A 25,206-nucleotide genomic window follows, 5' to 3' on the forward strand; every position below is an offset into this window, starting at 1 on the left:
GTGAAGAGGCTTAACTGTTTGCGTGTAAAAGTTCAGATAGCTAAGCCTCCCACACTGGGAGGCTTTTTTTTGGCACAATGGGAGTGAGGACCTATGACACAAGATACTTTGGATGCTCTGCGTAAAGACATCAACGAAATTGACTCTGAGCTGCTTATCCTGCTGGCAAAACGCCGCAGACTAAGCCACAGCGTATTGGAATATAAGATCACCAATAACAAACCAATCCGAGACGAAGCTCGCGAGCTCGCGCTACTGGAAAAGCTCATCAACTATGGTAAATCACTGGGCCTGGACCCTTTTTATATCAATAATGTTTTTCAGGTTATCCTGGAAGATTCAGTATTGAATCAACAAGCGATGCTACAAAAAAGCCTGAATCCGGAGTCGTTAAGCGATACGCATAAAGTGGCTTACCTCGGCGGACAAGGATCATACAGCCAGCTTGCATGCCATAAATATTTTAGCCGCCGTCCGGGTACCCTGGTCGAACTAGGATGCCAGACATTTTTAGATATCACTCAGTCTGTCGAGAAAGGTCAGGCTGATTACGGTATTTTACCCATTGAAAACACCAGCTCTGGCAGTATCAATGAGGTCTTTGATTTGCTCCAGCACGCTCAGGTCTCCATAATTGGTGAGGTAACGCACAGTGTAGAACATTGTTTGTTGGCCCAAGAGGGCACAACCCTCAAAGACATCAACAAAATCTTTGCACATCACCAACCCTTCGCACAATGCAGTCGCTTCCTGGAAGGGCTCGGCGACCTGACGCAAGAAGCCTGTGACTCCACCTCCAGTGCGCTTAAACTGGCAGCCGATACTCCGAATAGTGCAGCTATTGGCTCAGCACAAGCCGGGAAAGGATTCGGCCTTGAAGTGCTGAAAACGGGTCTCGCGAACCAGGCTGAGAATCACAGTCGCTTTATTGTTGTTGCGCGTCAGCCACTGCAAGTATCGACACAGATCCCGACCAAAACCAGCCTGATCATGGCAACCAAACAAAAAGTCGGCTCGCTAGCCGATGCCCTGATGGTTTTCAAAGAGCACAACATTAACATGACTAAGCTGGAATCACGTCCGGTACCAGGTAACCCTTGGGAAGAAGTCTTTTATGTTGACCTGCAGGCCAATGTTGCCGACAAGCTGGTGCAAAGCGCCCTTGAATCGCTAAAAGAGCATACTCAGTTTGTGCGCATTCTGGGCTGCTATCAAAGCGAATCTTTGCAGGCTGTCGAAGTTGTATAATACCAATTTGCTTAATTAAGTGCTCTATTTTGAGGCGAGAAAATAGGGTCGATAACAAGACGAAATTTTTGCTATTTAATTATTCTAAATGAGAAATTTTTAACGCCGTTAGCGTCATATTTGCGCCTTCAAATTGAGCAGGTATTAAGTGAAATTGGTATTAATTATTCTGAGCGAGGCCCGCCTCGCTCAGATCTGAAGCAATTATGAAATGACCTTAGCGTCGTTAGCCTTGTTCAGCAAGCCACGGCTTTGGCGCAAAAAGGTTTGGGCACTGTCCGAAAAATATCCCTTAGCTTCTTCAAACGCGGCCATTAAAGCGGCTTTATCTTTGGCCTGTAATCTGCTCAGGGTCTGCTCAAACGTATCCTGATAGCTGGCAAGCAGCCCTTCTACCTCGTCAAATTGAGCCAGCATAATGTCGGTATAGAGCTCTCCCGATTGCGCGAACAAACGACCGACCATCATGAGTTCTAACTGATAAATTGGCGATGAGCAGCTTCTTAGCTCTTCCAGTGTATGACATTGCCGGGCCAAAAACTGGCCATATACAAAGGTTGTCAGGTGGCGCATAACCTGAATGATCTGCATTGCCTGATCGTGTTTTTTAGCCGCCATGTTCGCCAAGTGACAGCCCCAGATCTGTAATTGGTCAAGCAGCCCCTGATAAACTTCACCACCACGCCCGTCGCACACTACGACAGTTTGTTTAACCCAGTGTGAAATATCCGGTCCAAACATCGGGTGTAGTCCGACCACAGGTCCCGGATGCTTTTTCATCATCGCCTGTAACGGGGCTTGTTTAACCGATGTAATATCAGCGAGTATACACTCATCAGGCAATGGTGGCAGGTCCCGGATCACTTGCTCTAAGGCATTAATGGGAACGCTTAACAATACCAGTCTGGCGTCTGCAAGAATGCTTGCCTGATCGGCCTGCTGTGCCTTGTCGAGCACCCGCACTTCATACCCAGAGCGTTGCAACTGACGAGCAAAAAGTTGGCCCATCGCACCCGCGCCACCCACAATCACCACAGGGGATAACTGAGGTGCAGCACATGCCAATTCACTTTGCTGATTTTCATAAGCCTCGCGCATCATACGACGCAGAATGTCTTCAACCAGATCCGGGTTTACCCCTTTGCGCTCGGCCTGTGCTCGTCGGGCCTCAATCAGGCTGGCTTCCCGTTGCGGCACATGCAGTGGTGCCCCGGAAGCTTGTTTAATTTTTCCCACCTGTTCAGTTAGCTCACGCCGCTGCGCGAGCAGGTCAACCAACGCGCTGTCGCACGCGTCAATTTTGTCCCTGAGCAAGGATAGTTCAGATGTTTGACTCATTCCCATACCGTAAACTATTATTTACTTCAGTAAACTAAAAGATACAGCCAGTCTAACAGGAAGAAATAGGATTAGGAAGCGGATTGATATTATAGGATACAGAAACCAAAACGGGCCACTCAAAGAGTGGCCCGTTTTTAAGCATTGGTAAATGCGACGTATTAGTTAAGTTTTTCTTTAATACGTGCAGACTTACCAGAACGCTCACGCAGATAGTAAAGTTTCGCGCGGCGAACTGCACCACGACGCTTCACTGCAATACTGCTGATAAGAGGGCTGTGCGTTTGGAATACACGCTCTACACCTTCACCGTTCGAGATTTTACGAACTGTGAATGCAGAGTGAAGACCACGATTACGCTTAGCGATTACAACACCTTCAAAGGCCTGTAGACGCTCTTTGTCACCTTCTTTAACGCGAACCTGAACAACAACTGTGTCACCAGCGCCGAACGCAGGTACGTCTTTTTTAAGCTGCTCTTCTTCAAGCGCTTTAATAATATTTTGGTTTACTTTTGCCATTTTATTTCTCACATTCCTAGGAGTAACTGTCTTCTAGCCACAAGCTTCATGTTCTTGCTGAAATTCAGCAAGCAAACGTACTTGCTCCTCAGTCAGAGCTAGGTTACGCAACAAGTCTGGACGGCGTAACCAAGTTCTACCCAGTGACTGCTTTAAGCGCCACTCGGCTATCGCTTGGTGGTTTCCACTGAGTAATACAGCAGGCACCTGTTTTCCATCCAACGTTTCTGGCCGAGTATAGTGTGGACAATCTAATAAGCCGTCTGAAAACGAATCTTGTTCTGCAGACTGGTTGTGTCCCAGCACACCAGGCACCAATCGCGCAACTGCGTCGATCAATGTCATGGCAGGCAGTTCACCCCCACTTAAAATAAAATCCCCGATGGACCACTCTTCGTCGACATACGACTCGATGATCCGCTCGTCTATACCTTCGTAGCGACCAGCGACTAAAATCAACTTTTCGGATTGAGCCAGTTCGGCCGCACCTTGTTGATCTAACTTCCGCCCTTGTGGAGACATATAAATTACTTTAGCGCCCTCTCCTGCCGCCTGTTTGGCGTCAAGGATAGCTTGCTTGAGAGGCTCGACCATCATCAACATCCCCGGACCACCACCATAAGGCCGATCATCAACGGTTCTGTGTTTATCTAGCGCATAGTCTCTCGGGTTCCAGCAGTGAAAGTCGATCAGCCCGTTTTTTACGGCCCGACCGGTTACACCTTGCTGAGTTACCGCGTCAAACATTTCAGGAAAGAGTGAAATCACTCCAACCCATAGTTTTTGCTGTTCACTCATTAAAATGCCGGATCCCAGTCTACAGTAATTTCTCGTTCTTCGTGTTTAACCTCAATCACAACAGAATCTGTCAGGAATGGAATTAAACGCTCAGACTGACCAAATGCATCTTTTTTGTTTGCTTTCACAACCAAAACATCATTTGACCCTGTCTCCATCAAGTCATCAACATGACCCAGGTTATACCCTTTTGTCGTAACGACTGTCATACCGATGAGATCTCGCCAATAAAACTCCCCTTCTGGTAATTCGGGAAGCTGCTCTACATCTACTGAGATTTCTGCATTGGTCAGTGCCATTGCTTCGTCTCTGTCGTTGATGTTCGCAAACTTAGCGATAAAGCCCTTGCTGTGTCGACGCCAGTCGCTCACTTCAAGGGTTTGCCATTTACCTTGTTGACCTATCAACCATGGGCTGAAATCGAAGATCCCTTGGGGATCATCAGTAAATGAATGCACCTTAAGCCAACCTTTGATGCCATAAGGAGCACCAAGTTTACCAACAACGATTGTCGAGGCTTTCTCTTGACTCATGGTTACACTTACGCCTATTAAGCCGCTTTACGAGCGTCTTTAACCAGTTTAGCTACGCGGTCAGAAAGACCAGCGCCTTGACCTACCCAGTGATCAACACGGGCAAGGTCTAGACGAAGCTTTTCTTCTTGACCAGCAGCGATTGGGTTAAAGAAACCTACTTTCTCGATGAAACGACCGTCACGCGAGAAACGGCTATCCGCAACCACGATTTGATAGAATGGACGCTTTTTAGCGCCGCCACGTTGCAAACGAATAGTTACCATACCGTCCTCTACATAGATTGACTGTTTTCATTAATAAGATTTGCTTCCCACTTTGGGAAGCTGGGGAATTGTACGTCTTTTTTCACGCATTGCAAGTGTGAAATCCATTTTATTACCAAATGATGAAGACGCAGTGTCATTGCCAGAGAGTAACGAGTTGGTGGGTGGGTATTTACAGAGCTGTCTCCATAAACTTAGATCAATATAGGAGGGCGAGTCTGAGAGTAGAAAAGGGTCTTAAACGCAAAGACCCTTCTATATACAGGTAAGATGTCAGAGGCGAGCTAATTAGAAAGTCACTTTTACCTTAGCTGCCAGATATCTCCCTGGCATAGTGTACTGAGACAAGTCCGTGTCTGAGGCACTGCCCGCGACACGCTCGTACTGCACGTATTCTTTGTCCAGCAAGTTAAACACGCCCATATTGACTTTCCAGTTGTGCCATTGATAGTCAGCAAACACATCTACAGTCGCCCAACCAGATGTTTTAATGTTTGCATCGGAAGGCACTTTGTCCATGTTACTGGCAGCTCGCAGCGCAGTGGTTACCGACCAGTTGTCAGAGTCGTACCGCGCTTTAACAAATCCGTTGAGCGGGCTCAGGGACTCTATATACGCATCAGTTTGTGCGTTTTTCCCATGCAGATAAGTCAGACCGCTGTCTAAGGCAATCTGGTCACCCAGCCACAGAGTCATGCTGGCTTCCATTCCCTTGATTTTAACTTCCTCAATATTTTGATACTGGAATACCTGCTTACTGACGTTTGGAATAAAGGTGGGCTCAGTGCGGATTAGCTGATTGGCAATAAAATCATCAAAAGTCGAGTGAAATACCGCCACTGAAAACTGGCTGTTATCAAAGTGCCCCTTTAGGCCGAACTCAAGGCTGTCACTGGATTCCGGATCCAGGTCTGAATTAGGCATAATCTGATAAAATGGCTCAACGCCATGGTTCTGATAAGCCTGGTCATGTGGCGGGATCTTAAAGCCCCTTGCATATTGGCCAATCAAATTCAGATGCTCAGTGATGCTATACACAACCCCCAACTTAGGCGATAAGGCAGTTTCATTGATTTTTTCAAATGCGCCTTGTGTGTAAAGTACATTGTCTTTTGGCGTCATCCGGTAGCTGTCGAGACGCAGCCCGGCATTCACCGTCAGTGTATCGGGGATCAACGCCATATTATTCTGCACAAATACCCCCAACAGCGTTGTATCAGCACCTGGAAACGCTTTTTGCGCTTCGCGATCTTTCACCAGAGTGCCTTGCAGCGTGCGCCTTGATTTATAACGAGGGCGCTGCGTTTCATAAACGTCAACATCGAATCCATACACTAGCTGATGCTGCACATTACTCAGGTTAAGCTGCTTGTCGAGTACCAGGCGAGTGCCAATAATCGTTTGCTCAAAACGGTAGTCATTGTTATCCACATACGGCCCGGTGCGATCTGCGCCAGTACGGACTTGATCACTCGTTTGTTCATACTCACTGAAGTAACCCTGCGCTTCAAGATTGTCGAACAGCTTAGTTGCTGCACTGCTTTTATACAGCGCCGACACCGCCAGACTATCATTAACCTCTGCCGTCTCATTGCGTTGCACTGCCAGCACCTGATCGGTTTTCTGTTGATAGTAATCCAGCGTGACCAATAAACTGGATTGTGTATCCAGCGCGAGCTCACCTTTGAGCACCGCAGCAGTCGCAGTGTAGTCATAGTTCGGAAGAGATTCGTCATAGTTTTGTGTCTGCTCGCCCTCGCGACGGGTTAACTGGGCTGAAATTGCATGTTCATCAAGGCGCGTTGCGAATACACCACTGAGACTCTGTTCGTCGCTGGCACCATGATAGCCAGCGCTCAGATGCGCATAACCGGTGTTGCCTGCCAGGTAGTCAGAGGGTGACTTAGTGGATATGACGACAATGCCACCCAGTGCGTCGGAACCATATAATGAAGAGGCGGCCCCTTTGGCGATTTCAATTTGTCTGACACCTTCTACATCCAGATAGCCACGCCCAATCAACAGCCCCTGCCCCCCTTGGTAAGCATCATTGAGACGACGACCATCTTTAATATACACGACCCGATTACCGCCAACCCCCCGTACAGTGATCGCTTGCGCATTACCTGCATTGCCTTGCGTGGTCATGCCGGTCTGATAACGAAGCGCCGTTGCCAGATCAATACTGACTTCCTGCTCCAGAGCCTGCTCTGTCACCACGCTAACACTGCCAGTCACATCCGATAGCTTTTGTGCTATTCGCGAACCGCTAACGACAATAACCTCCGCGGACTTTTCAAATTCATCGGCCTTAACATCGGTTGTACCAAGAAGCGCCGCCACTATACCAAGCGCAATACTACTGTGCTTTAGAGTCATAGAAACCTCATTCAGAGAATTGATCAGAACTATTTTGCTGTGCACTATAATGTCCCTATAACTCAATTGCAAATGATAATGGTTTGCATTTTTATATTTATGTAGATTTAATCAACCTCATTCAGTAGAATCAAACCCTCACGGGGGAGGCACCTCTTTATCGGCGGTCAACCTTGCATTAAGAAAGTGTGACTCAGGCGACACTTTCACTGAAAACCATTAAATTAAACGGGATAAACAATGCGTAAATGTGTATTTTTAATCTTGGTACTGGCAATCAGTCAGCCACTGCTTGCCGCGCAACGGATCGTCGTCGCTGGCGGCTCATTAACGGACATCGTATTTGCCTTGGGGGCCGGAGAACACGTCGTGGCTGTTGACACCTCCAGCACGTCACCAGTTGATGCAACTAAACTACCTAAAGTTGGTTATTACCGGGATCTGGCCGCTGAGGGCGTACTGTCACAGCATCCGGAACTGATCCTGGCATTGGAAGGCAGTGGCCGACCCGAGGTATTAAAGCAGTTACGCAGCACTGGGGTACCACTAAACCTGTATGACAAACCGAAAAATATCAGCGAACTGTTCAACCTGATAGGTCATCTTGGCCGAGATCTGAACCGTCAAAGTCAGGCACAACGGCTGATCACCAGACTCAAACAAACCTTACCGGCCAAAGCCCCCCCATCATCACACAGTGCCTTGTTTATCCTGTCTGCCGGCGATCGCGGCGTAACCGTAGCAGGCCCTGAAACAGTACCCGATCTTTTATTTGGCTATACGGGTATACGTAACCTGGCAACAGCACCCGGATATAAACCCTTTAATCGAGAAGCGATGCTGGTCAGCGCCCCTGATTTTCTGGTTGCACCCAGTCATGTTGTCTACAGCCTTGGTGGACCCGAGCAGTTTTGCCAGCAAAGTGCGCTGGCCTTGTTACCAGCCGCACAGCAATGCAAACTGTTAGTCATGGACTCACTAATGTCGATGGGAATGACGACTCGCCTGCCTGAGGCGATTGCACAACTTGCGACATATCGTGAAAACTCAGCGCTATGAGTCAGACTTTTGCGATTTTAACTGCGCGTCATCACCATATCTGGTTGTGGTTATGCGGCGCCACACTCATTGCACTGGCCTGGCTGTCTCTCAGTAGTGGGCCGGTTGGCTGGGACTGGCGCATCCCGCTGGCGGTCTTCCTCCCTGACTCTGCGATACAAGGGATCAGTGAATTACACATGACCGTCGTTACCCAAATCCGCCTGCCAAGGTTACTGCTGGCGTTGCTGGTAGGGTGTGTCCTGGCCTGTAGTGGTGCAGCCAGTCAGGCGTTATGCCGCAATCCCCTGGCAGATCCGAGCCTGATGGGAGTCACAGGTGGTGCGGCTGTTGCAGCCATTGCAGTCATTGCACTGTCGCCCAAGGTGGCTTTTATCAACGAAGCCATGGTCGCACCGGCTGCCTTTCTGGGCGCCCTGACTATCACTACTTTGTTGTATCGTATTGCCAGTCATCATGGCCAGATCCAGATAACGGTATTATTACTTGCCGGAGTAGCGATCAATGCCGTGGCCATGGCACTGATAGGACTGTTCAGCTTTTTTGCCGATGACACCTCTTTGCGCCTGATGACATACTGGCAGATGGGTGCTCTGGCGGGCGCCAGCTGGCCTGCCATGCAATATGGTGCGCCCCTCATTCTCATTTGTGTCGTGATGCTATTCATACGACGCAAGCAGATCAATGCCCTGATGTTGGGAGAGCGCGATGCAAGACACCTTGGCGTTAATGTCCGTCGGTTAAAAAACGAAGTGATTTTTCTGGTTGCACTGGGCGTTGGTGGTGCCGTTGCCATGTCCGGCATGATTGGCTTCATTGGTTTACTGGTACCTCACCTGGCACGCCTGCTGGTCGGTCCGGATCTGCGCCGTATGCTGCCTTTGAGCATGTTACTGGGCTGCGTAGTATTACTCATCGCAGACTGGCTGGCCCGCCTGGTTGTCGCACCTTCAGAGCTGCCAATTGGCGTGATCACCGCCCTGTTCGGCAGTCCATTTTTTGTGTATTTACTGATACAACAAAAGCGAGGTGCCCATGCTTGAATGTCGTAACCTGACTGTTACCCGTGGCGGCAAGCCGATATTGACTGACTTGTCACTGACGCTTGAAACAGGCCAGCTCATTGTGCTGCTGGGAGAAAATGGCGCCGGAAAATCGACTTTGCTCAGTGCAATTTGTGATGATATTTCTTACCAGGGCACGATCTTATGGCACGGCGAACCGCTCAACAGGCGTGATGCACTCACACTGGCCACTGAGCGCGCAGTCTTATTGCAACATAACCGGGTCAATTTTGCTTTTAATACCACCGAGCTTATCGCCATGGGCCGCTACCCTTATCAGGAAAGCACTGCTGAACAGGCTCGGGTCGTTGATGAACTCATCACACAACTGGCACTAGAAAAGCTCGCCGGACGCGATGTTACTCACTTGTCCGGAGGCGAATTTCAGCGCGCCCAGTTTGCCCGCTGTCTGGCCCAGTTGAATGCGCACGACCCGGCCACCCAAAACAAGCTGATGCTGCTGGATGAACCCACTTCCGCACTCGATTTACACCATCAACACCGGGTGCTGAGTACCGCACAACGCTTTGCCCACCAGGGCAATACCGTGATTGCGGTATTGCATGATTTAAACCTGGCTTCGTTGTATGCTGACCGGATACTCTTATTAGATCAAGGCCAGATCCGCAGTGACGGCACACCACAAGATGTACTCAGGCTGGATGTATTACAACCCATTTACCAAACAGGCATGCAGATTAACCTGCATCCCGGATATAATATACCTATGATATTCTCAGAACCGCTAACAGGAGCTCCCAATGCGTGAACAAGCTGTTTTTGAAGCGCGCCAGCTACTAAGACATTCAACTGTCTGTGTGATGTCCACACTTTCTAAAAACCTGGCGGGCTACCCTTTTGGCTCGGTCACGCCATTTATGAGTGACGATCAGGGCAGGCTGATTTTTTACATTGCTGGCATTGCACAGCATTCTCGAAACCTGACAGAAGACAGCCGAGTCTGCGCGACAATTTTTGATGCTGCACAAAGTGGCGATCAAAATGAACATGCCCGTGTCACTATCGTCGGCGACGCAACCCCGGTTCCGGATGAGGAAGCAGCCGAGCTACTGCTGCGCTATGAGCGCCACTTTCCCGAAGCCATCAGCTACCGACAGGCACACGATTTCAAATTGTGGCGCATGGAAATTAAACGCGTGCGTTATATCGCTGGCTTTGGCCAGATATTCTGGCTGGAGGCAGATGAATGGGCACAGCCTGCTGCCAATTGGGATTTGGCCAGCGAAGCGCATATGGTGGCACATATGAATGACGATCATCAGGATGCCAATCAGTTGATCCTCAAGCTGGTGCATAATGTTGATGCCGCAGAAGTGACTATGACGACATTACTCAATGAAGGCTGCTATTTCAGAGCAAATGACAAGTCTTATTACGTCCCCTTCGAAGCGCGCTGTGAAGACGCGACGGCAGTGCGTAAAGCGCTGGTACGCCTTACCAAAGTCGCCCGCGCACAATTTGATGAAGCCGTAGAAAGCTAATACCAATTTGCTTAATTAAGTGGTCTATTTTGAGGCGAGAAAATAGGGTCGATAACAAGGCAAAAATTTTGCTATTTAGTTGTTCTAAATGAGAAATTTTTAACGCTGTTAGCGTCCTATTTGCTTCTTCAAATAGACCAAGTATTAAGTGAAATTGGTATAAGCATTAAAAAAGGACAGAGTGATTTGAATCAGTCTGTCCTTTTCTCAGTTTGGGTCTGAATTAAAACTTCGGACCGCCACCACCGAACATGCCTGGTGGCATCATGCCTTTCATGTTCTTCATCATTTTCATCATGCCGCCTTTACCCTTCATTTTTTTCATCATTTTCTGCATCTGGGTAAACTGCTTAAGCAACTTGTTGATATCCTGAACCTGAGTACCGGAACCGGCCGCAATCCGCTTCTTACGTGAGCCTTTGATCACTTCCGGACGTGCACGCTCGTGTGGTGTCATCGAGTTAATGATGGCTTCCATCTGGTTAAATGTCTTATCGTTCACCTGACCTTTAACAGCATCCGGCAGATTTGACATGCCAGGCAGCTTATCCAGCATCGACATCATGCCACCCATGTTTTTCATCTGGCGCAGTTGCTCAGCAAAATCTTCGAGCGTAAAGCCATCGCCTTTAAAGACTTTCTCAGCGACTTTAGCCGCTTTGTCTTTATCAACCTTAGACTCAACCTCTTCGATCAGTGACAGTACGTCACCCATGCCGAGAATACGTGAAGCCACACGATCCGGATGGAATGGCTCTAGTGCATCCGTACGTTCACCAACACCGATGAACTTAATAGGTTTGCCCGTGATATGACGAATAGACAAAGCCGCACCACCGCGTGCATCACCATCGGTCTTGGTCAGGATCACACCTGTCAGCGGCAAAGCTTCGTCGAATGCCTTTGCTGTATTTGCGGCATCCTGACCTGTCATGGAATCAACAACGAACAGGGTTTCAATCGGAGAGATAGCGGCGTGCAGATCTTTGATCTCGCCCATCATCTCATTGTCGACGTGCAAACGACCGGCAGTATCCACCAGCACCACGTCAATGAATTTTTTCTTCGCATGCGAAATTGCATTCGTCGCGATGTCCACCGGCTTTTGCGAAATGTCACTGGGGAAAAATTCAACGTCCACTTCCTGGGCCAGCGTTTCAAGCTGTTTGATTGCCGCTGGACGATATACGTCAGCACTGACTACCAACACAGATTTTTTCTTACGCTCTTTTAAGAACTTAGCCAGTTTACCCACACTAGTGGTTTTACCCGCCCCTTGCAGGCCGGCCATCATGACAACCGCAGGCGGCTGCGCAGCCAGGTTCAGCTCCTCGTTGGCCTCACCCATGGCTTTTTCGAGCTCTTCACGAACGATCTTGATGAAAACCTGGCCCGGGCTCAGGCTCTTAGTCACTTCAACACCAACCGCACGCTCTTTGACCTGCTTAACAAAGTCTCTGACCACAGGCAAAGCTACGTCTGCTTCGAGCAGTGCCATACGCACTTCACGGAGCGTTTCTTTAATATTATCTTCGGTTAGTCGGCCACGGCCGCTGATGTTTTTAAGCGTTTTTCCTAAGCGTTCTTGGAGGTTCTCAAACATTTATCGCTTCCAGTATGTCGTAATTGCCCAGCATTATACTGATATGCGCGTCACTAATACAGTATTCAAGTCAGTTAAGAATCTTTTTCCCTGCCCCTATGCAAGAACCCGAGCTTAAAATACAATAGCCTACAAAAGGAGCATGTAAGTAGAAAGCCATTCATGTTGATCATCAGTTTATCGTTGTTTGCCAGTCTGTTTTATGTACTTGCCACAGGGCATGTATTGTCGCGCCTATTCCATAAGGAAGGCCCTAGCCAAAAGCTGACCATTATCTTCAGCACAGTGGCGATCCTCAGCCATATGCTGGTGCTGGTAAACTCCGTGTTTACGCAGGATGGACAAGACCTCAGTACCATCAATGTTGCCCTGCTCACCTGCTGGGTCATTGTGGTATCAGTGACGACTGTTTCCTTAAAGTTCCCAGCTACCTTATTACTGCCCGTTGTCTACGGCTTCGCCGCGATACTCCTCGTTGCCAGTTTGTTTGTGCCTCACCACATAGTAATGAAGTCACTGGAAGTGGATATTGGCTTGGTGGTGCATATTTCTCTGTCGTTACTGGCATATTGTGTGCTTATCATCGCCACACTGTACGCTGTCCAGTTTTATTTCATTGACCGTCGTCTGAAAGAAAAAGATCTGGCTATTATGCATAGCCACTTGCCACCTTTAATGCAGGTTGAATCACAACTTTATCAGCTGCTTACTGTAGGCACAGCACTGTTAACCCTGGCACTGTTATCTGGCTTTGTATTCCTTGAAGGCATGTTTGCCAGAGAGTTTTTGCACAAAACCGTACTGTCACTCATTGCCTGGTGTATGTTCAGTGCAGTCACCATTGGCCACCATCAGTTTGGCTGGCGGGGTAAATCCGTCGTATTCGCTGTACTAGGGGCTTCAGGTATCGTTACGTTAGCCTATTTCGGCAGTCGATTTGTTCAAGAAGTGATCTTAGGTAAGTTTTAATCTAAGTTTTAACTTAAGTTCATGCTTTTTGACTTGACTCTGAATTCTGGCTAACGCTTAATACTCCTTCGTAAGCAAAAAAGGGATCCTCTGTTGGACGACATATCAACCAGCGCCTTGTTTATTATTCTTGGCGTGCTTGTTCTGCTCTCGGGTTATTTTTCCAGTTCGGAAACCGGGATCATGTCTATTAACCGCTACCGACTACGCCACTTGGTTAAAGAAAAACACAAGTCGGCACAGCGCGTAGACGAACTTCTGAAGCGACCAGACCGCTTAATTGGTCTGATCCTGATCGGTAATAACCTTGTTAATATCGCCGCTTCTGCGGTTGCCACTGTGTTAGGTATGCGCCTGCTGGGTGATGCCGGTATTGTCGTCGCCACCTTTGCACTGACCCTGGTTATCCTGATCTTCGCAGAAGTCACGCCTAAAACGCTGGCAGCGCTGTACCCAGAGAAAATCGCATTCCCAAGCTCTGTGATCCTGAAAATACTACTCAAAATACTCTTCCCTGTGGTTGTAACGGTCAACTGGATCACCAATGGCATGTTAAAGCTCATTGGCGTATCACCGGAGCAAATAGAAGAACACAGTCTGAGTAAAGAGGAGCTCAAAACGGTATTAAATGAGTCCGGCGCCATGTTACCCACCAATCACCAGGACATGATGACCTCTATTCTGGACTTAGATCACGTTACGGTTGAAGACATTATGATCCCACGCAGTGAGATCAATGCCATCGACATCAATGACGACTGGAAAGACATTTCTAAACAGCTGACCAATGCGCAACACACTCGGGTTCTGCTATATCGGGATCAAATTGATGATGCCGTTGGTTTTATTCACTCACGCGATGCATTGCGCCTGTTGACCAAAGAGCAGTTTGATAAACCATCACTGTTGCGTGCTGTACGAGAGATCTACTACATCCCGGAAAGTACCTCACTGAATACTCAACTTTTGAAATTCCAGCAAAATAAAGAGCGTATCGGTCTGGTGGTTGACGAGTACGGAGATATCCAGGGTCTGGTGACACTGGAAGACATCCTGGAAGAGGTTGTGGGTGACTTTACCACGACTAAAACACCTGCCCCCAGCGATGAGGTCGATGTACAGAACGATGGCTCGGTTGTGGTCGACGGTGGTGCCAACGTACGTGACCTTAATAAAGAAATGCACTGGCATTTGCCAACAGAAGGGCCTAAAACACTCAGCGGCCTGATTGTTGAGCACCTGGAGGATATTCCTCAAACTCAGCTTGGTCTGAAAATCGCAGGCTACCCCATGGAAGTGGTCGAGGTGAAGGAAAACATGATTAAGGTGGTTAAGGTTTACCCACACAAGAAAAGTAAATCTGCCAACGCTGAATAATAAAAAAAGCCGCAATCGCGGCTTTTTTTATGTCCTACTGTTTGGTTACTAAGAAAACAAACGCTCAAACCAGTTCTTATCTAAGTCTGCTTCGCAGCGTTTGAGCTGAGCGCCATAACGCGAAGCCCGATGCTTCACTTTATTCGCTACTTGCATCAGCCACTTTTTCTTTTTATACGTACCACGGCGATAACCGCCCCAGCCTTCGTGATAGTTGAGATACTGTGCATAGGCATCCCACTTTGAAACGCCATTAATTTTATGCGTTTTATAAACAAACCAGCCCATGAAGTCGATGGCGTCCTCAAAGTCGTCACGATCTGCGCCTGAGTTACCGGTTTCACGAATATAGTCACTCCAGGTGAGTGTTTTTGCCTGAGAGTAGCCATAAGCACTGCTGGCTCGACCAATAGGGATCACCCATAAAAAATACTCCATCGGCGGAGCAGCATCATGTCTGAAAGAACTTTCCTGATACATCATACTCATCAACACATGTTTGGGCGAACCCCACTTTTCTTGTGCGTCTTTTGCATCAAAATACCAGTCGTCTTTTTCCTCAAAAATCTTACAAATATCATTCGGCTGCTTCGGAGGTGCCGTCGCACAGCCGGTTAGTGCAGCCAACAAAGGTAATAAAATTATTTTTTTTCTCATTTTTTTATGAACTCGTTGAACTTTTCTAAATTGTGCCGGTCTTACTCTTTGAATGCAGCAGTTTAGCATTGTTTCATCCCTGAAATTTATTTGCGCAGCCTCTCGGCTGCGTTTTTTTATGCCCGGGAAAAATAATCCCGCAGAAACGCATTAAACGACACGCTATCGGCAGCGACTACGTCTTTTTCATCCAAAAATGACTGCGCACTCATGGCATCCAGCTTCTCAGAATCAAAGGTCTGGTAATCATCCGCTGCCTGATTGTGCTTGTAACGCTCTGCCAGCAACAACGCAAGTTCTCCACTGTCCTGATCCTGCTCTACCAGACTCGCTATGATGCGCCCTGACAAGGTCAACTCTGGCTGGGTAACCCAGGTATGTAACTTAGCAATAACCGGGGCGTAGCGTTGTGAACCTTGCGCTTCATCCATCAAAGCAGCCACTGCACTCAATTGCGCAAAAATATCCTCGCCCCAATGTTGTAGTGAGCGTGCCTCACCATTTTGCTGTAACTTAACCTGCGGATTTCGCCCTTCATTAATCACTTGTTGTAAGTTTGCGTCACAGGTTTGCTGTTCGTCCCAACTCAACTCAGGAGAATCTTTGAGTAAGCAGTAGCTGAGGAAGACATCAAGGAATAAAATTTGGTCAAGGTCTATGCCAGTTTCACTGAATGGGTTCACATCCAGCGCTCGGATCTCAACGTATTCAATACCCCCACGACTTAATGCCTGAGTTGGCGTTTCACCGGAGCGTCCGTTACGCTTTGGTCTGATAGGAGAATAGAACTCGTTCTCAATCTGCAGAATATTCTTGTTGAGCTGCTTAGGAGCCTCATGCTGATAATCCGGAATATGGTCATATAAATCTGAACGACACCGGATTGCTTTTTGCAGGCCAATAATATATTCATCCAGACTATTATAAGTGACACGCAGCGAGGACTGAGCACTGTTGGTATAGCCCAAATCGCCGAGTCTCAACGCAGTGCCATGCTCCAGATACAGTGTACCTTGTCCCAACTCCTTGAAGGGTAATTGACTATTTTTACCCTGTAAAAACGAGTTGCATAAGGCTGGGGACGCGCCAAACAAATAGCTGATAAGCCATAGTTCACGCTTGAAGTTACGGATCAGGCCAAGGTATTGGGCCGAGACGAAATCCTGCAAAGGACGTGTATCATGCTCCAACTGTTGCAAACTCTGCCATAAGCTATCCGGGAAAGAAATATTGAAATGCACACCGGCAATGGCCTGCATCATACTTCCGTAACGGTTTTTAAGGCCTTCCCGGTATAAAGTTTTCATTCGGCCAATATTAGACTGGCCAAACTGAGCCAATACGATGTCGTCTTCTTGTTTGATGTAGCATGGCATGCTCATTGGCCAAAGTAACTCATCGCCCATATGACTCAGGGTATACTTTTGCAGATCTTTTAACTGAGCGAGTGTTTCTTCAGGAGATTCACTCACCGGGGTAATGAACTCTAATAAAGACTCAGAAAAATCAGTTGTGATTGCACCATGAGTCAAAGCGTGACCTGCTCCCTTCGGATGGGGCGTTTTTGCGATCTCTCCGGATGGCTTAATTCTCAGCGCTTCCCGTTCAATCCCGCGCTTAATACCACGCAAAGAGTTCAGATGTGCCGGTGTCGCAAGCGCTTTTAACTTGCCTTGTAAATTTAATTTGTTCAAAAACTAATACCTCGAAGCCCGGTGCCCAGTAATACACAATGCTACTGTCAATTGGGGCAAATTACGAATACTCAAGCGGTGATGATCACTTTGCCACAATGAATACCCTGTTCAACGTACTCATGTGCATGCTGAATGTCATGTAATTCAAAGCGCTGATCAACCATAACCTTTATCTGGCCAGCTTGCTCTGCTTCATACAACTGGGTCAGGTGCGCTTGATTTGCCTCAACCAGTAATCCGCGCCCTGAAACCTGTTGCACCCGAGCAGCTTCTAATACCTGATCTTTGGTAACCGTTGGCACTGTGACTAATTCAGAGCCTACCTTCAGATTTTTAGTCATACTCTGGCCGAACTCTCCCCCTACCAAATCTATCAGGATCCCTTCACAGGGCTGTGCCAAATAATCTGTGGGCGTGATGGCATGTATATCCAACTCAGCAAACAGTGCATGATCAATACGTCGGCTCACCGCAATAACTTCAAAGCCGCGTAATCGTGCCACTTGCAGTACAAGATGACCAACACCACCCGTTGCAGCATTGACATACACAGGCCGACTGTCAGGTTCGAAATCAGCCAAAGCCTGCCAAGCAGTCAGCCCTGCCAAACACAGACCGGCTAAACTCGCATCCGCTTTCTGATTGACCTTAATTAACTCATCGGCTTTGGCATAGGTATACGTTGCATAGCAACCTGGGTGTGCAGCGAAACCAACCATACCTATTACCCTATCACCTGGGTGTAAGCCAGTCACATTGTCGCCAACTTGCACGACTTCACCCAGTACATCGTAGCCTAAGGGTAAAAATGCGTCAGCAGGTTTTTCGTCTGCAACATAGCCCAGACCACTTCGGGTTTTGATATCGATAGGATTAACAGACGTTGAAATAACTTTGAGTAGTACCTGCTGATTATCAGGTGATGTCAGCGGCAGCTCCTGAGCACACAGTTCAGTGCTGCCACCAAATTGAAAGATGCCATACTGGCGAAAGTACTTTTCCATGGAAAATGCAGGTTTAGGTGCTGGTAAGGCACTCTAACATATCGCAGGAAAACCCCCAACCTCAGCAAGTTGAAATTAGGAAACGGACGGGCAGCCGACCGCTGCCCGTAGCATCTTCCTTAACGCGTAAACACGATGTCCTCTGCGTTTACATCCACTTTAATCACATCGCCTGCCTCAAAGTCCCCTTGTAATAACTGCTGTGCAAGCGGATTCTCAATATAGTGCTGTACTGCCCGTTTAAGAGGGCGCGCACCATATACGGGATCAAAGCCACTGGCTGCTATTTTATCCAGCGCGGCGTCGGTCAGTTCAAACCCAAACCCTTTTTCATGCAAACGTTGGCGTAATTTCGCCAGCTGAATATCAGCAATTTGCTTGATATGCTCATTGATCAATGGATGGAACACCACCGTTTCATCAATCCGATTTATAAACTCAGGCCTGAACTGAGTAACCAGCACATCCATCACGCGTTGTTTCAGCGTTGCATAATCATTGCTGCCAGCCTGCTCCTGGATCACATCTGAGCCCAGATTAGAGGTCATAATGATCACCGCATTTTTAAAATCAACGGTGCGACCCTGGCCATCCGTCAAACGCCCATCGTCCAGTACCTGAAGCAAAATGTTAAAGACATCCGGGTGCGCCTTTTCCACTTCATCAAGCAAAATCACAGAGTAAGGGCGACGGCGCACTGCTTCAGTCAGATAACCCCCCTCTTCATACCCAACATATCCCGGGGGTGCCCCCACCAGCCTTGCTACAGAATGTTTTTCCATAAACTCAGACATATCAATGCGCACCATGGCATCTTCAGTATCGAACATAAAGCCTGCCAGCGCTTTGGTCAGCTCGGTCTTACCTACTCCAGTAGGGCCCAGGAATAAGAATGACCCTATCGGTCGATTTGGATCGGCCAGCCCCGCACGAGAACGGCGAATGGCATTAGCCACTGCGCTCACGGCTTCATCCTGACCAATAACCTTTTTATGTAGTTCATCTTCCATCTGCAGTAACTTATCGCGCTCGCCCTGGAGCATCTTAGCCACCGGAATACCGGTCCAGCGCGATAAAATTTCTGCAATTTCATCTTCTCCGACTTGATTTTTCAGCAGGCTCATTTCCTGCATTTCGGCCTGAGATGCCAGGTCAAGTTTGCGTTCTAATTCAGGAATACGACCATATTGGAGCTCTGACATTCGTTGTAAATCACTGGCACGACGTGCGACCTCCAGGTCAAGCCGTGCCTGCTCGAGCTCAGCTTTAATCACCTGTGTGCCCTGCAATGATGCTTTTTCCGCATTCCAGACTTCATCCAGCTCACGGTACTCCGTTTCGAGCTGCTGGATCAGCGCCTGCATTTCACTACGGCGTTTCTGACTGGCTTCGTCTTTTTCTTTTGCCAGCGCATTATCCTCAAGCTTGAGCTGGATAATACGACGTTCCAGTTTATCCAGTTGCTCTGGCTTTGAATCAATCTGCAAGCGAATTGACGAGCCTGCTTCATCAATCAAGTCAATGGCTTTGTCTGGCAATTGCCTGTCACTGATGTAACGATGCGACAACTGAGCGGCAGCCACAATCGCGGGATCGGTAATATCCACAGAGTGATGCAGTTCATAGCGCTCTTTTAGGCCACGCAAAATGGCAATGGTGTCTTCCACGCTGGGCTCTGCGACAAACACTTTCTGGAAACGTCGCTCTAGCGCCGCGTCTTTTTCAATATACTGTCGATACTCGTCCAGCGTTGTGGCACCGACACAGTGCAACTCACCCCGTGCCAGAGCAGGTTTAAGCATATTCCCCGCATCCATGGCACCATCCGTTTTACCGGCTCCCACCATGGTGTGAATTTCATCGATAAACAGAATCACCCGGCCTTCTTCTTTGCCCAGCTCATTAAGGACCGACTTAAGGCGCTCTTCAAATTCGCCACGGTACTTAGCGCCGGCGACCAGTGCACCCAGATCCAGAGATAACACGCGCTTATCTTTGAGCCCCTCTGGCACCTCGCCATTGATAATGCGCTGGGCCAGACCTTCAACGATTGCGGTTTTACCCACACCAGGCTCCCCGATCAACACAGGGTTATTTTTCGTGCGGCGCTGCAATACCTGTACCGTGCGACGGATCTCATCATCACGACCAATCACCGGATCAAGCTTCCCCTGCTCCGCACGTTCAGTCAAATCTATGGTGTACTTTTCCAAAGCTTGGCGGGTATCTTCTGCATTGGGATCGTCGACTTTCTGCCCGCCACGAATGGCCTTGATGGCCTTTTCAATTTTTTCCTGGGTGATGTTCAGTGAGCGAAATATTTCACCCAATGGCCCTTTGTCTTCGCATGCAGCAAACACAAATAACTCACTGGAGATGTACTTGTCCTTGCGTTTCTGGGCATATTTATCACATAGGTTAATTAATGAGATGAGGTTATTCGACAGCTGTACGTCACCACCGACCCCCTCTACCTTGAACAATTTCTCAATGGCCTGAGAGAGTTTAGTGTTGAGTTCATCAGCACTCACGCCGGCCTGCGCAAACAGCGCCCGGACACTGGAGCCCGTTTGTTGCAATAAAGCGTACATTAAATGTACGGGTTCAATGAACTGGTGGTCACGACCTAATGCGAGAGACTGCGCATCAGACAGCGCCGCTTGAAATTTACTGGTAAATCTATCAATTCGCATACACGAAATAACCTTATAAATAACTTAGTTATCTATAAAATGGGTATCGGAGGGAGTTTGATCAAGGTGCAGATGACAAAAGAGCGGGATTTATTTGCGCCAAATCAAACTGGCCATGCGGCCACACTGACCATCGCGACGATAAGAAAAGAAATGCGCTGGGTTGGACACAGTACATTGCGCATGTACAGATACAGATTGCACGCCAAGCTGCGTCAACTGCTGTGTTGCCAGGGCATAAATATCAGCCAGATAGCGACCATTTACTTGTGCTTTAAAGGCATTCAGATGCACCTGATGTCGGGCGACAAACTGCTCACGCACTTCTTCGCCCACTTCAAAAGCCTGAGGGCCAATTGCCGGGCCCAGCCAGGCATGTATTCGGGACCTAGGGGCGCTGAAGAGTGCTATTGTCTCGGCAAGAATATCCGCAACCAAAGGACGCCAGCCGCAATGAACCGCGGCGACCTCCTGACCATCGTCGCTGGCCAGCAGCACAGGCAGACAGTCGGCTGTCATAATTGCTAAAGCAATTTGATCAGAGCGGGTATAGATTGCATCTGCCTGCGGTGTATGAGTGATATCGTATTGCTCTCCTGCCAGGATCACGGTATTGCCGTGTACCTGTTCAAGCCATACGATAGGTACCGGGACCTGAGCCTGCAATTGTGCTCTGTTGTGTGCAACAGCTTGCGGATCGTCTCCAACATGACAAGCCAGATTAAAACCATCAAAAGGGGTCGCCGAAACGCCCCCCTCACGCGTTGTCGACAAAGCGCCGACAACCTCCTTTAATGGCCAATCCGGGCGCAGCATATTAGTAATCTATCTGTGGATTAAGCTTAAAGTCTTCACGCAATGCGGCTGTCAGTTGCTGCATATCTTCCGGGATAGGAGCTTCCCAGGTCATGATTTCGCCACTCACCGGGTGTGCTATGCGCAGTTTGACGGCGTGAAGTGCCTGACGCTTAAAGCCACGCAAGGTGTCGAGGAACTCCGGCGAGGCATTGCGCGGTGGGCAAGGACGACCGCCGTAGAGCTGATCACCTATCAGCGGGTGCTTCAGATACGCCATGTGAACACGGATCTGGTGCGTACGGCCCGTTTCAAGACGTAAACGCAATCGGGTGTGTGCGCGGAACTTTTCGGCCACACGATAATGTGTTATCGCAGGTTTGCCCATTTCATGGATAGCCATGTGCGTACGCTTTGTCGCATGACGACCAATGGGCTTCTCTATCATACCACCGGCAGTCATGGTGCCGTTACAGATGGCTTCATATTCACGGGTAAAGTTTTCACGTGCCTGCAGGTTTTTCACCAAGTGGGTTTGTGCCACAATCGTTTTGGCCACCACCATTAACCCTGTGGTGTCTTTATCAAGACGGTGGACGATACCCGCGCGCGGGACATTGATGATCTCCGGGTGGTGATGTAACAACGCATTCAGCACAGTACCATTTGGATTACCCGCTCCGGGGTGCACCACCAGGCCCATCGGTTTATTAATCACCAGGATGTCATCATCCTCATATACGATATCCAACGCGATGTCCTGCGCTTCGTACTCCCGCTCCGCCTCAATTTGTGTTTCCACCGCAACGACTTCACCGCCCAGCAATTTTTCCTTCGGGATCGCCAGCACGTCACCATTGACGGTGACTTTTTCATCCAGGATCCAGGTTTTTATTCGAGAACGTGAAAAATCGGGGAACAATTGCGCCAAAATCTGGTCTAGACGTTTACCGCCCAGTTCCACTGGCACATCGGCTTGTAGAGAAATTTGCTCAGACATGTGTAACTTTACCTAAAATACCAGTGCAAGCCATGCTCGACTGGGTTAGAATCGCATAAATGCATAGTTTACTCGGTTTTGCCGACTTGGCCTAGCCTGATAACGAAGGTAGTAAAATAAAATGATAAAGACGTTGGGAAAACGCGCTTTTGCAATCGTATTGAGCGCATCTGTATTAGGATTAGCCGCTTGCTCATCCGCCCCAGAACAAGAAGAAATAGAACGCGTACCAAATAAATCTGTGCAGGCATTGTACGAAGACGCCAAGCAAACACTCGACTCCGGCCTGTACGCACGTGCCATCGAGCTCTTAAGCGCCATTAATTCCCGTTACCCGTTTGGTCCATACTCCCACCAAGTACAAATGGACCTGGTCTATGCTTTTTATCAAACTGGCAACACCGAGCAGGCACTCGCGACAGTTGACCGCTTTTTGCGCCTGAACCCCAATCATAAGAACCTCGATTACATGTATTACATGCGGGGCTTAATTAATATTAAAGCGGATGAGAATGGCTTTCAGGAATATTTCGGCATCGATCGCGCAGACCGCGACCCAAACCGTACACGTGTTGCGTTTCAGGACTTATCAACCCTGGTTAAAAACTACCCGCAAAGCGCCTATGTGCCGGAAGCTAAGAAGCGTCTGGCCTGGTTGCTCAACAAAATGGCTCGTTACGAGCTGAAAGTGGCCAACTACTACTTTGAACGTGAAGCCTATCTAGCCGCAGCCAACCGAGGTAAATATGTGGTTGAGCATTTCTCACAAAGCAGCTACCTGGTGCCAGCACTTGAAATGATGGAAAAGAGTTACGCTATGTTGGGACTTGATGAACTAAGCGACAACGCGCGCAAAGCAAAAGAGTTAAATCAACAACGCTAACTGCGAAACATTAATACTGAATACAACAACGCCGGATCGCACCAAGCATCCGGCGTTTTTTGTTCTGCGACTCAGCGAGGGAAGATTAGATAGCTTCTTCGTCTTCTTCTCCGGTACGAATACGGACAACCCTCTCCACTTCAGTGACAAAGATTTTACCGTCACCAATCTTACCGGTTTGCGCGGTTTTTAAAATAACGTCGATAGCCCGATCTACGTCTTCTTCAGCAAGCACAATGTCCAGCTTCACTTTTGGCAAAAAGTCGACCATATACTCTGCGCCACGGTATAGCTCGGTGTGCCCTTTTTGTCGGCCAAACCCCTTAACTTCACACACGGTCATGCCGGTAATACCTATGTCGGACAGCGCCTCGCGAACGTCATCCAGCTTAAATGGTTTAATGATGGCTTCTATCTTTTTCATGGTTGATTGTTATCCCTTTGGTAATGCGTCGATTTTAGACAATCACACAAAACAAGGCAAACAAAGCGATTGAATAAATAAACAAAAAGACGCACTATATTAGATAGTAGTTATTCCTGTCTTTGGCTGTATACCATGAAAAAAAATACAGGCTTTACACTGTTTGAGTTAGTTATCACTATTGCTATTTTAGGTGTACTGGCCACGCTGGCCTTTTCGTTCAGCGGCAGCCTGACTACCTCAACCCGCGCTGAGTCCTACCTGAGAGAATTAAAACGCACTGTAACCTTTGCCCGAGCGCAAGCAACGGCGACGGATGAGATCATCATTCTGTGCCCGGCCACCGCAACCCAGGTTGAAACTAACAGTAGCTTTGTCTGTCAGGACAATTGGCAGGCTAACCGCGTTACCGTTTTCCTCGATAGAAACAATAACGGCACCTACAATACAGGTGTCGATGACCTGCTGCGTGTCATGGAACAAGTTCCCAGCAATGATGGTCTGACCTTCCCGGCAGCCAGCTTACGCTTTGACTCAAGTGGCCGTACAGCCATGCTCCAGGCCAGCAGTTTTATTTATTGCCCTGCCGCAACGGACTTTCCTAATCAACAACTCGAGGTGAGCGTTGTTGGTTCTGCACTATATCGGGGTGATACAACCCTGACTTGCGACTAAGCGTGTTTTCCACCCAAAAGTCGCTCTGGCCTGCCCACTATTGCATCAATAGCGTCCGATAATTAAATCTACGGAACCAAAAATGAGTGAGCCTGCGTAAACAGACAGGCTAATGAGGTGATATTTATTCATACACCTTGCTGTCCAAACTATGACGGCTAGGCTAACACTATGACTCATGCACGGATGCATACTCATGACAAGAAGGAAGCTACAAGGGTTTAACCTGTTTGAATTACTCGTTTGCATGGCGCTTTTTAGCGTGCTTTTGCTACTGGCCGCTCCGGCAGTACACTCTATTACCGAAATCGACAGAGCCAAACAAGCACTGGTTGCGCTCGACAGGCATCTCACCTTAACACGGCTGCACGCAGTGACTCATCAGACGCCAGTCACCATTTGCCCCCTGGTCAATAACCGATGTACGCACCTTTGGCATCAAGAGTTAACCGTTTTCACAGACCGTGATGAGCGCGCGGCCTCGGACAAAAAAGATGTGAAACTTATGGTGCTCTCAGGGATCCGTAACAGCGATACCCTGGATTATCCCAGATCGGCTATCACCTTTAAGCACACTGGCACACTGAAAGGATTTGGCAACGGGACCTTTGTGTATTGCACACAACGACTCACTGGTGCACCTATCGGGCTGGCATTGTCGGTCAGTGTGGTTGGGAGAAGTCGACTCAGAGAGACCAAAAAATGTGTCTGAACGACTCTG

General features: G+C 48.4%; 24 protein-coding genes. 10 read left to right on the plus strand and 14 right to left on the minus strand.

Features of this window, described 5'->3' with window-relative positions; genetic code table 11:
• Positions 1 to 93 precede the first annotated feature (93 nt).
• Positions 94 to 1,248 carry a chorismate mutase gene (locus QNM19_RS09475; RefSeq protein WP_010382400.1) on the plus strand — a complete coding sequence of 385 codons (1,155 nt, stop codon included), beginning with the start codon at positions 94 to 96 and terminating at the stop codon, positions 1,246 to 1,248.
• 204 nt (positions 1,249 to 1,452) lie between these two features.
• Here QNM19_RS09475 and tyrA read toward each other — a convergent pair whose 3' ends face one another.
• From tyrA to QNM19_RS09505, 6 genes are all read right to left on the minus strand, one after another.
• Positions 1,453 to 2,586, minus strand: coding sequence for a bifunctional chorismate mutase/prephenate dehydrogenase (tyrA, locus tag QNM19_RS09480; RefSeq protein ID WP_284026627.1), 1,134 nt, complete (start codon positions 2,584 to 2,586; stop codon positions 1,453 to 1,455).
• Positions 2,587 to 2,747: 161 nt separating this feature from the next.
• Complete coding sequence (gene rplS, locus QNM19_RS09485; protein WP_058795922.1) at positions 2,748 to 3,107, minus strand: 50S ribosomal protein L19; 360 nt, start codon at positions 3,105 to 3,107, stop codon at positions 2,748 to 2,750.
• Positions 3,108 to 3,140: 33 nt separating this feature from the next.
• Complete coding sequence (gene trmD, locus QNM19_RS09490; RefSeq protein ID WP_010382409.1) at positions 3,141 to 3,905, minus strand: tRNA (guanosine(37)-N1)-methyltransferase TrmD; 765 nt, start codon at positions 3,903 to 3,905, stop codon at positions 3,141 to 3,143.
• A complete protein-coding gene (gene rimM / locus QNM19_RS09495; RefSeq protein ID WP_049865897.1) occupies positions 3,905 to 4,438 on the minus strand; it encodes a ribosome maturation factor RimM in 534 nt (177 codons plus the stop codon). Before rimM ends, trmD begins: the two co-directional genes overlap by 1 nt.
• A 17-nt stretch (positions 4,439 to 4,455) precedes the next feature.
• On the minus strand, positions 4,456 to 4,704 hold the full coding sequence (gene rpsP / locus QNM19_RS09500; protein WP_010382415.1) for a 30S ribosomal protein S16: 249 nt from the start codon (positions 4,702 to 4,704) through the stop codon (positions 4,456 to 4,458).
• A 288-nt stretch (positions 4,705 to 4,992) separates the two neighbouring features.
• The gene (locus QNM19_RS09505) at positions 4,993 to 7,083 is read right to left on the minus strand and encodes a TonB-dependent hemoglobin/transferrin/lactoferrin family receptor (RefSeq protein ID WP_284026628.1); all 2,091 of its coding nucleotides are present in this window, start codon (positions 7,081 to 7,083) and stop codon (positions 4,993 to 4,995) included.
• Between the two features lie 240 nt (positions 7,084 to 7,323).
• On the opposite strand from QNM19_RS09505, the gene QNM19_RS09510 reads away from it, so the two are divergent.
• Genes QNM19_RS09510 through QNM19_RS09525 form a run of 4 tightly spaced genes read left to right on the plus strand, consistent with a single transcriptional unit; the run spans position 7,324 to position 10,708 of the window.
• Positions 7,324 to 8,142 carry a heme/hemin ABC transporter substrate-binding protein gene (locus QNM19_RS09510; protein ID WP_284026629.1) on the plus strand — a complete coding sequence of 273 codons (819 nt, stop codon included), beginning with the start codon at positions 7,324 to 7,326 and terminating at the stop codon, positions 8,140 to 8,142.
• Positions 8,139 to 9,185, plus strand: coding sequence for a FecCD family ABC transporter permease (locus QNM19_RS09515; RefSeq protein ID WP_049865900.1), 1,047 nt, complete (start codon positions 8,139 to 8,141; stop codon positions 9,183 to 9,185). Before QNM19_RS09510 ends, QNM19_RS09515 begins: the two co-directional genes overlap by 4 nt.
• Entirely contained in the window at positions 9,178 to 9,975 is a 798-nt protein-coding gene (locus QNM19_RS09520) for a heme ABC transporter ATP-binding protein (RefSeq protein WP_049865901.1), read from the plus strand. The genes QNM19_RS09515 and QNM19_RS09520 overlap by 8 nt, the downstream gene beginning before the upstream one ends.
• Positions 9,968 to 10,708, plus strand: a complete 741-nt coding sequence (locus QNM19_RS09525; RefSeq protein WP_049865902.1) for a HugZ family pyridoxamine 5'-phosphate oxidase — start codon at positions 9,968 to 9,970, stop codon at positions 10,706 to 10,708. The genes QNM19_RS09520 and QNM19_RS09525 overlap by 8 nt, the downstream gene beginning before the upstream one ends.
• 223 nt (positions 10,709 to 10,931) lie before the next feature.
• Here the strand turns inward: QNM19_RS09525 and ffh are convergent, their stop codons facing one another.
• On the minus strand, positions 10,932 to 12,311 hold the full coding sequence (ffh, locus tag QNM19_RS09530; protein ID WP_010382429.1) for a signal recognition particle protein: 1,380 nt from the start codon (positions 12,309 to 12,311) through the stop codon (positions 10,932 to 10,934).
• Between the two features lie 162 nt (positions 12,312 to 12,473).
• On the opposite strand from ffh, the gene QNM19_RS09535 reads away from it, so the two are divergent.
• Positions 12,474 to 13,280: a cytochrome C assembly family protein gene (locus QNM19_RS09535; RefSeq protein WP_049865903.1), complete on the plus strand. Its 807-nt coding sequence runs from the start codon at positions 12,474 to 12,476 to the stop codon at positions 13,278 to 13,280.
• 93 nt (positions 13,281 to 13,373) lie between these two features.
• Positions 13,374 to 14,657 (plus strand): HlyC/CorC family transporter, encoded by a 1,284-nt coding sequence (locus tag QNM19_RS09540; protein ID WP_284026630.1) that lies wholly within the window; start codon positions 13,374 to 13,376, stop codon positions 14,655 to 14,657.
• Positions 14,658 to 14,705: 48 nt separating this feature from the next.
• Here the strand turns inward: QNM19_RS09540 and QNM19_RS09545 are convergent, their stop codons facing one another.
• From QNM19_RS09545 to rluD, 6 genes are all read right to left on the minus strand, one after another.
• Entirely contained in the window at positions 14,706 to 15,314 is a 609-nt protein-coding gene (locus QNM19_RS09545) for a transglycosylase SLT domain-containing protein (protein WP_010382435.1), read from the minus strand.
• A gap of 116 nt (positions 15,315 to 15,430) precedes the next feature.
• Positions 15,431 to 17,008 carry a glutamate--cysteine ligase gene (gshA, locus tag QNM19_RS09550; protein ID WP_049866362.1) on the minus strand — a complete coding sequence of 526 codons (1,578 nt, stop codon included), beginning with the start codon at positions 17,006 to 17,008 and terminating at the stop codon, positions 15,431 to 15,433.
• 71 nt (positions 17,009 to 17,079) lie between these two features.
• Positions 17,080 to 18,015: an NADP-dependent oxidoreductase gene (locus tag QNM19_RS09555; RefSeq protein WP_049866361.1), complete on the minus strand. Its 936-nt coding sequence runs from the start codon at positions 18,013 to 18,015 to the stop codon at positions 17,080 to 17,082.
• 119 nt (positions 18,016 to 18,134) lie between these two features.
• A complete protein-coding gene (gene clpB, locus QNM19_RS09560; RefSeq protein ID WP_049866360.1) occupies positions 18,135 to 20,708 on the minus strand; it encodes an ATP-dependent chaperone ClpB in 2,574 nt (857 codons plus the stop codon).
• Between the two features lie 90 nt (positions 20,709 to 20,798).
• The gene (pgeF, locus tag QNM19_RS09565; protein ID WP_284026631.1) at positions 20,799 to 21,524 is read right to left on the minus strand and encodes a peptidoglycan editing factor PgeF; all 726 of its coding nucleotides are present in this window, start codon (positions 21,522 to 21,524) and stop codon (positions 20,799 to 20,801) included.
• Position 21,525: 1 nt separating this feature from the next.
• Complete coding sequence (rluD, locus tag QNM19_RS09570; RefSeq protein ID WP_010382447.1) at positions 21,526 to 22,503, minus strand: 23S rRNA pseudouridine(1911/1915/1917) synthase RluD; 978 nt, start codon at positions 22,501 to 22,503, stop codon at positions 21,526 to 21,528.
• A gap of 121 nt (positions 22,504 to 22,624) precedes the next feature.
• On the opposite strand from rluD, the gene QNM19_RS09575 reads away from it, so the two are divergent.
• Positions 22,625 to 23,386, plus strand: a complete 762-nt coding sequence (locus QNM19_RS09575) for an outer membrane protein assembly factor BamD (protein ID WP_010382449.1) — start codon at positions 22,625 to 22,627, stop codon at positions 23,384 to 23,386.
• An 85-nt stretch (positions 23,387 to 23,471) separates the two neighbouring features.
• Here QNM19_RS09575 and glnB read toward each other — a convergent pair whose 3' ends face one another.
• A complete protein-coding gene (gene glnB, locus QNM19_RS09580; protein WP_010382451.1) occupies positions 23,472 to 23,810 on the minus strand; it encodes a nitrogen regulatory protein P-II in 339 nt (112 codons plus the stop codon).
• Between the two features lie 135 nt (positions 23,811 to 23,945).
• On the opposite strand from glnB, the gene QNM19_RS09585 reads away from it, so the two are divergent.
• Together QNM19_RS09585 and QNM19_RS09590 are read left to right on the plus strand one after the other, a co-directional pair.
• The gene (locus QNM19_RS09585; protein WP_049864028.1) at positions 23,946 to 24,485 is read left to right on the plus strand and encodes a GspH/FimT family pseudopilin; all 540 of its coding nucleotides are present in this window, start codon (positions 23,946 to 23,948) and stop codon (positions 24,483 to 24,485) included.
• A gap of 196 nt (positions 24,486 to 24,681) precedes the next feature.
• The gene (locus QNM19_RS09590) at positions 24,682 to 25,197 is read left to right on the plus strand and encodes a GspH/FimT family pseudopilin (protein ID WP_197094266.1); all 516 of its coding nucleotides are present in this window, start codon (positions 24,682 to 24,684) and stop codon (positions 25,195 to 25,197) included.
• The last annotated feature ends 9 nt before the right edge of the window (positions 25,198 to 25,206 follow it).

Source organism: Pseudoalteromonas ardens (assembly GCF_030125445.1).
Taxonomy (GTDB): Bacteria; Pseudomonadota; Gammaproteobacteria; order Enterobacterales; family Alteromonadaceae; genus Pseudoalteromonas; species Pseudoalteromonas ardens.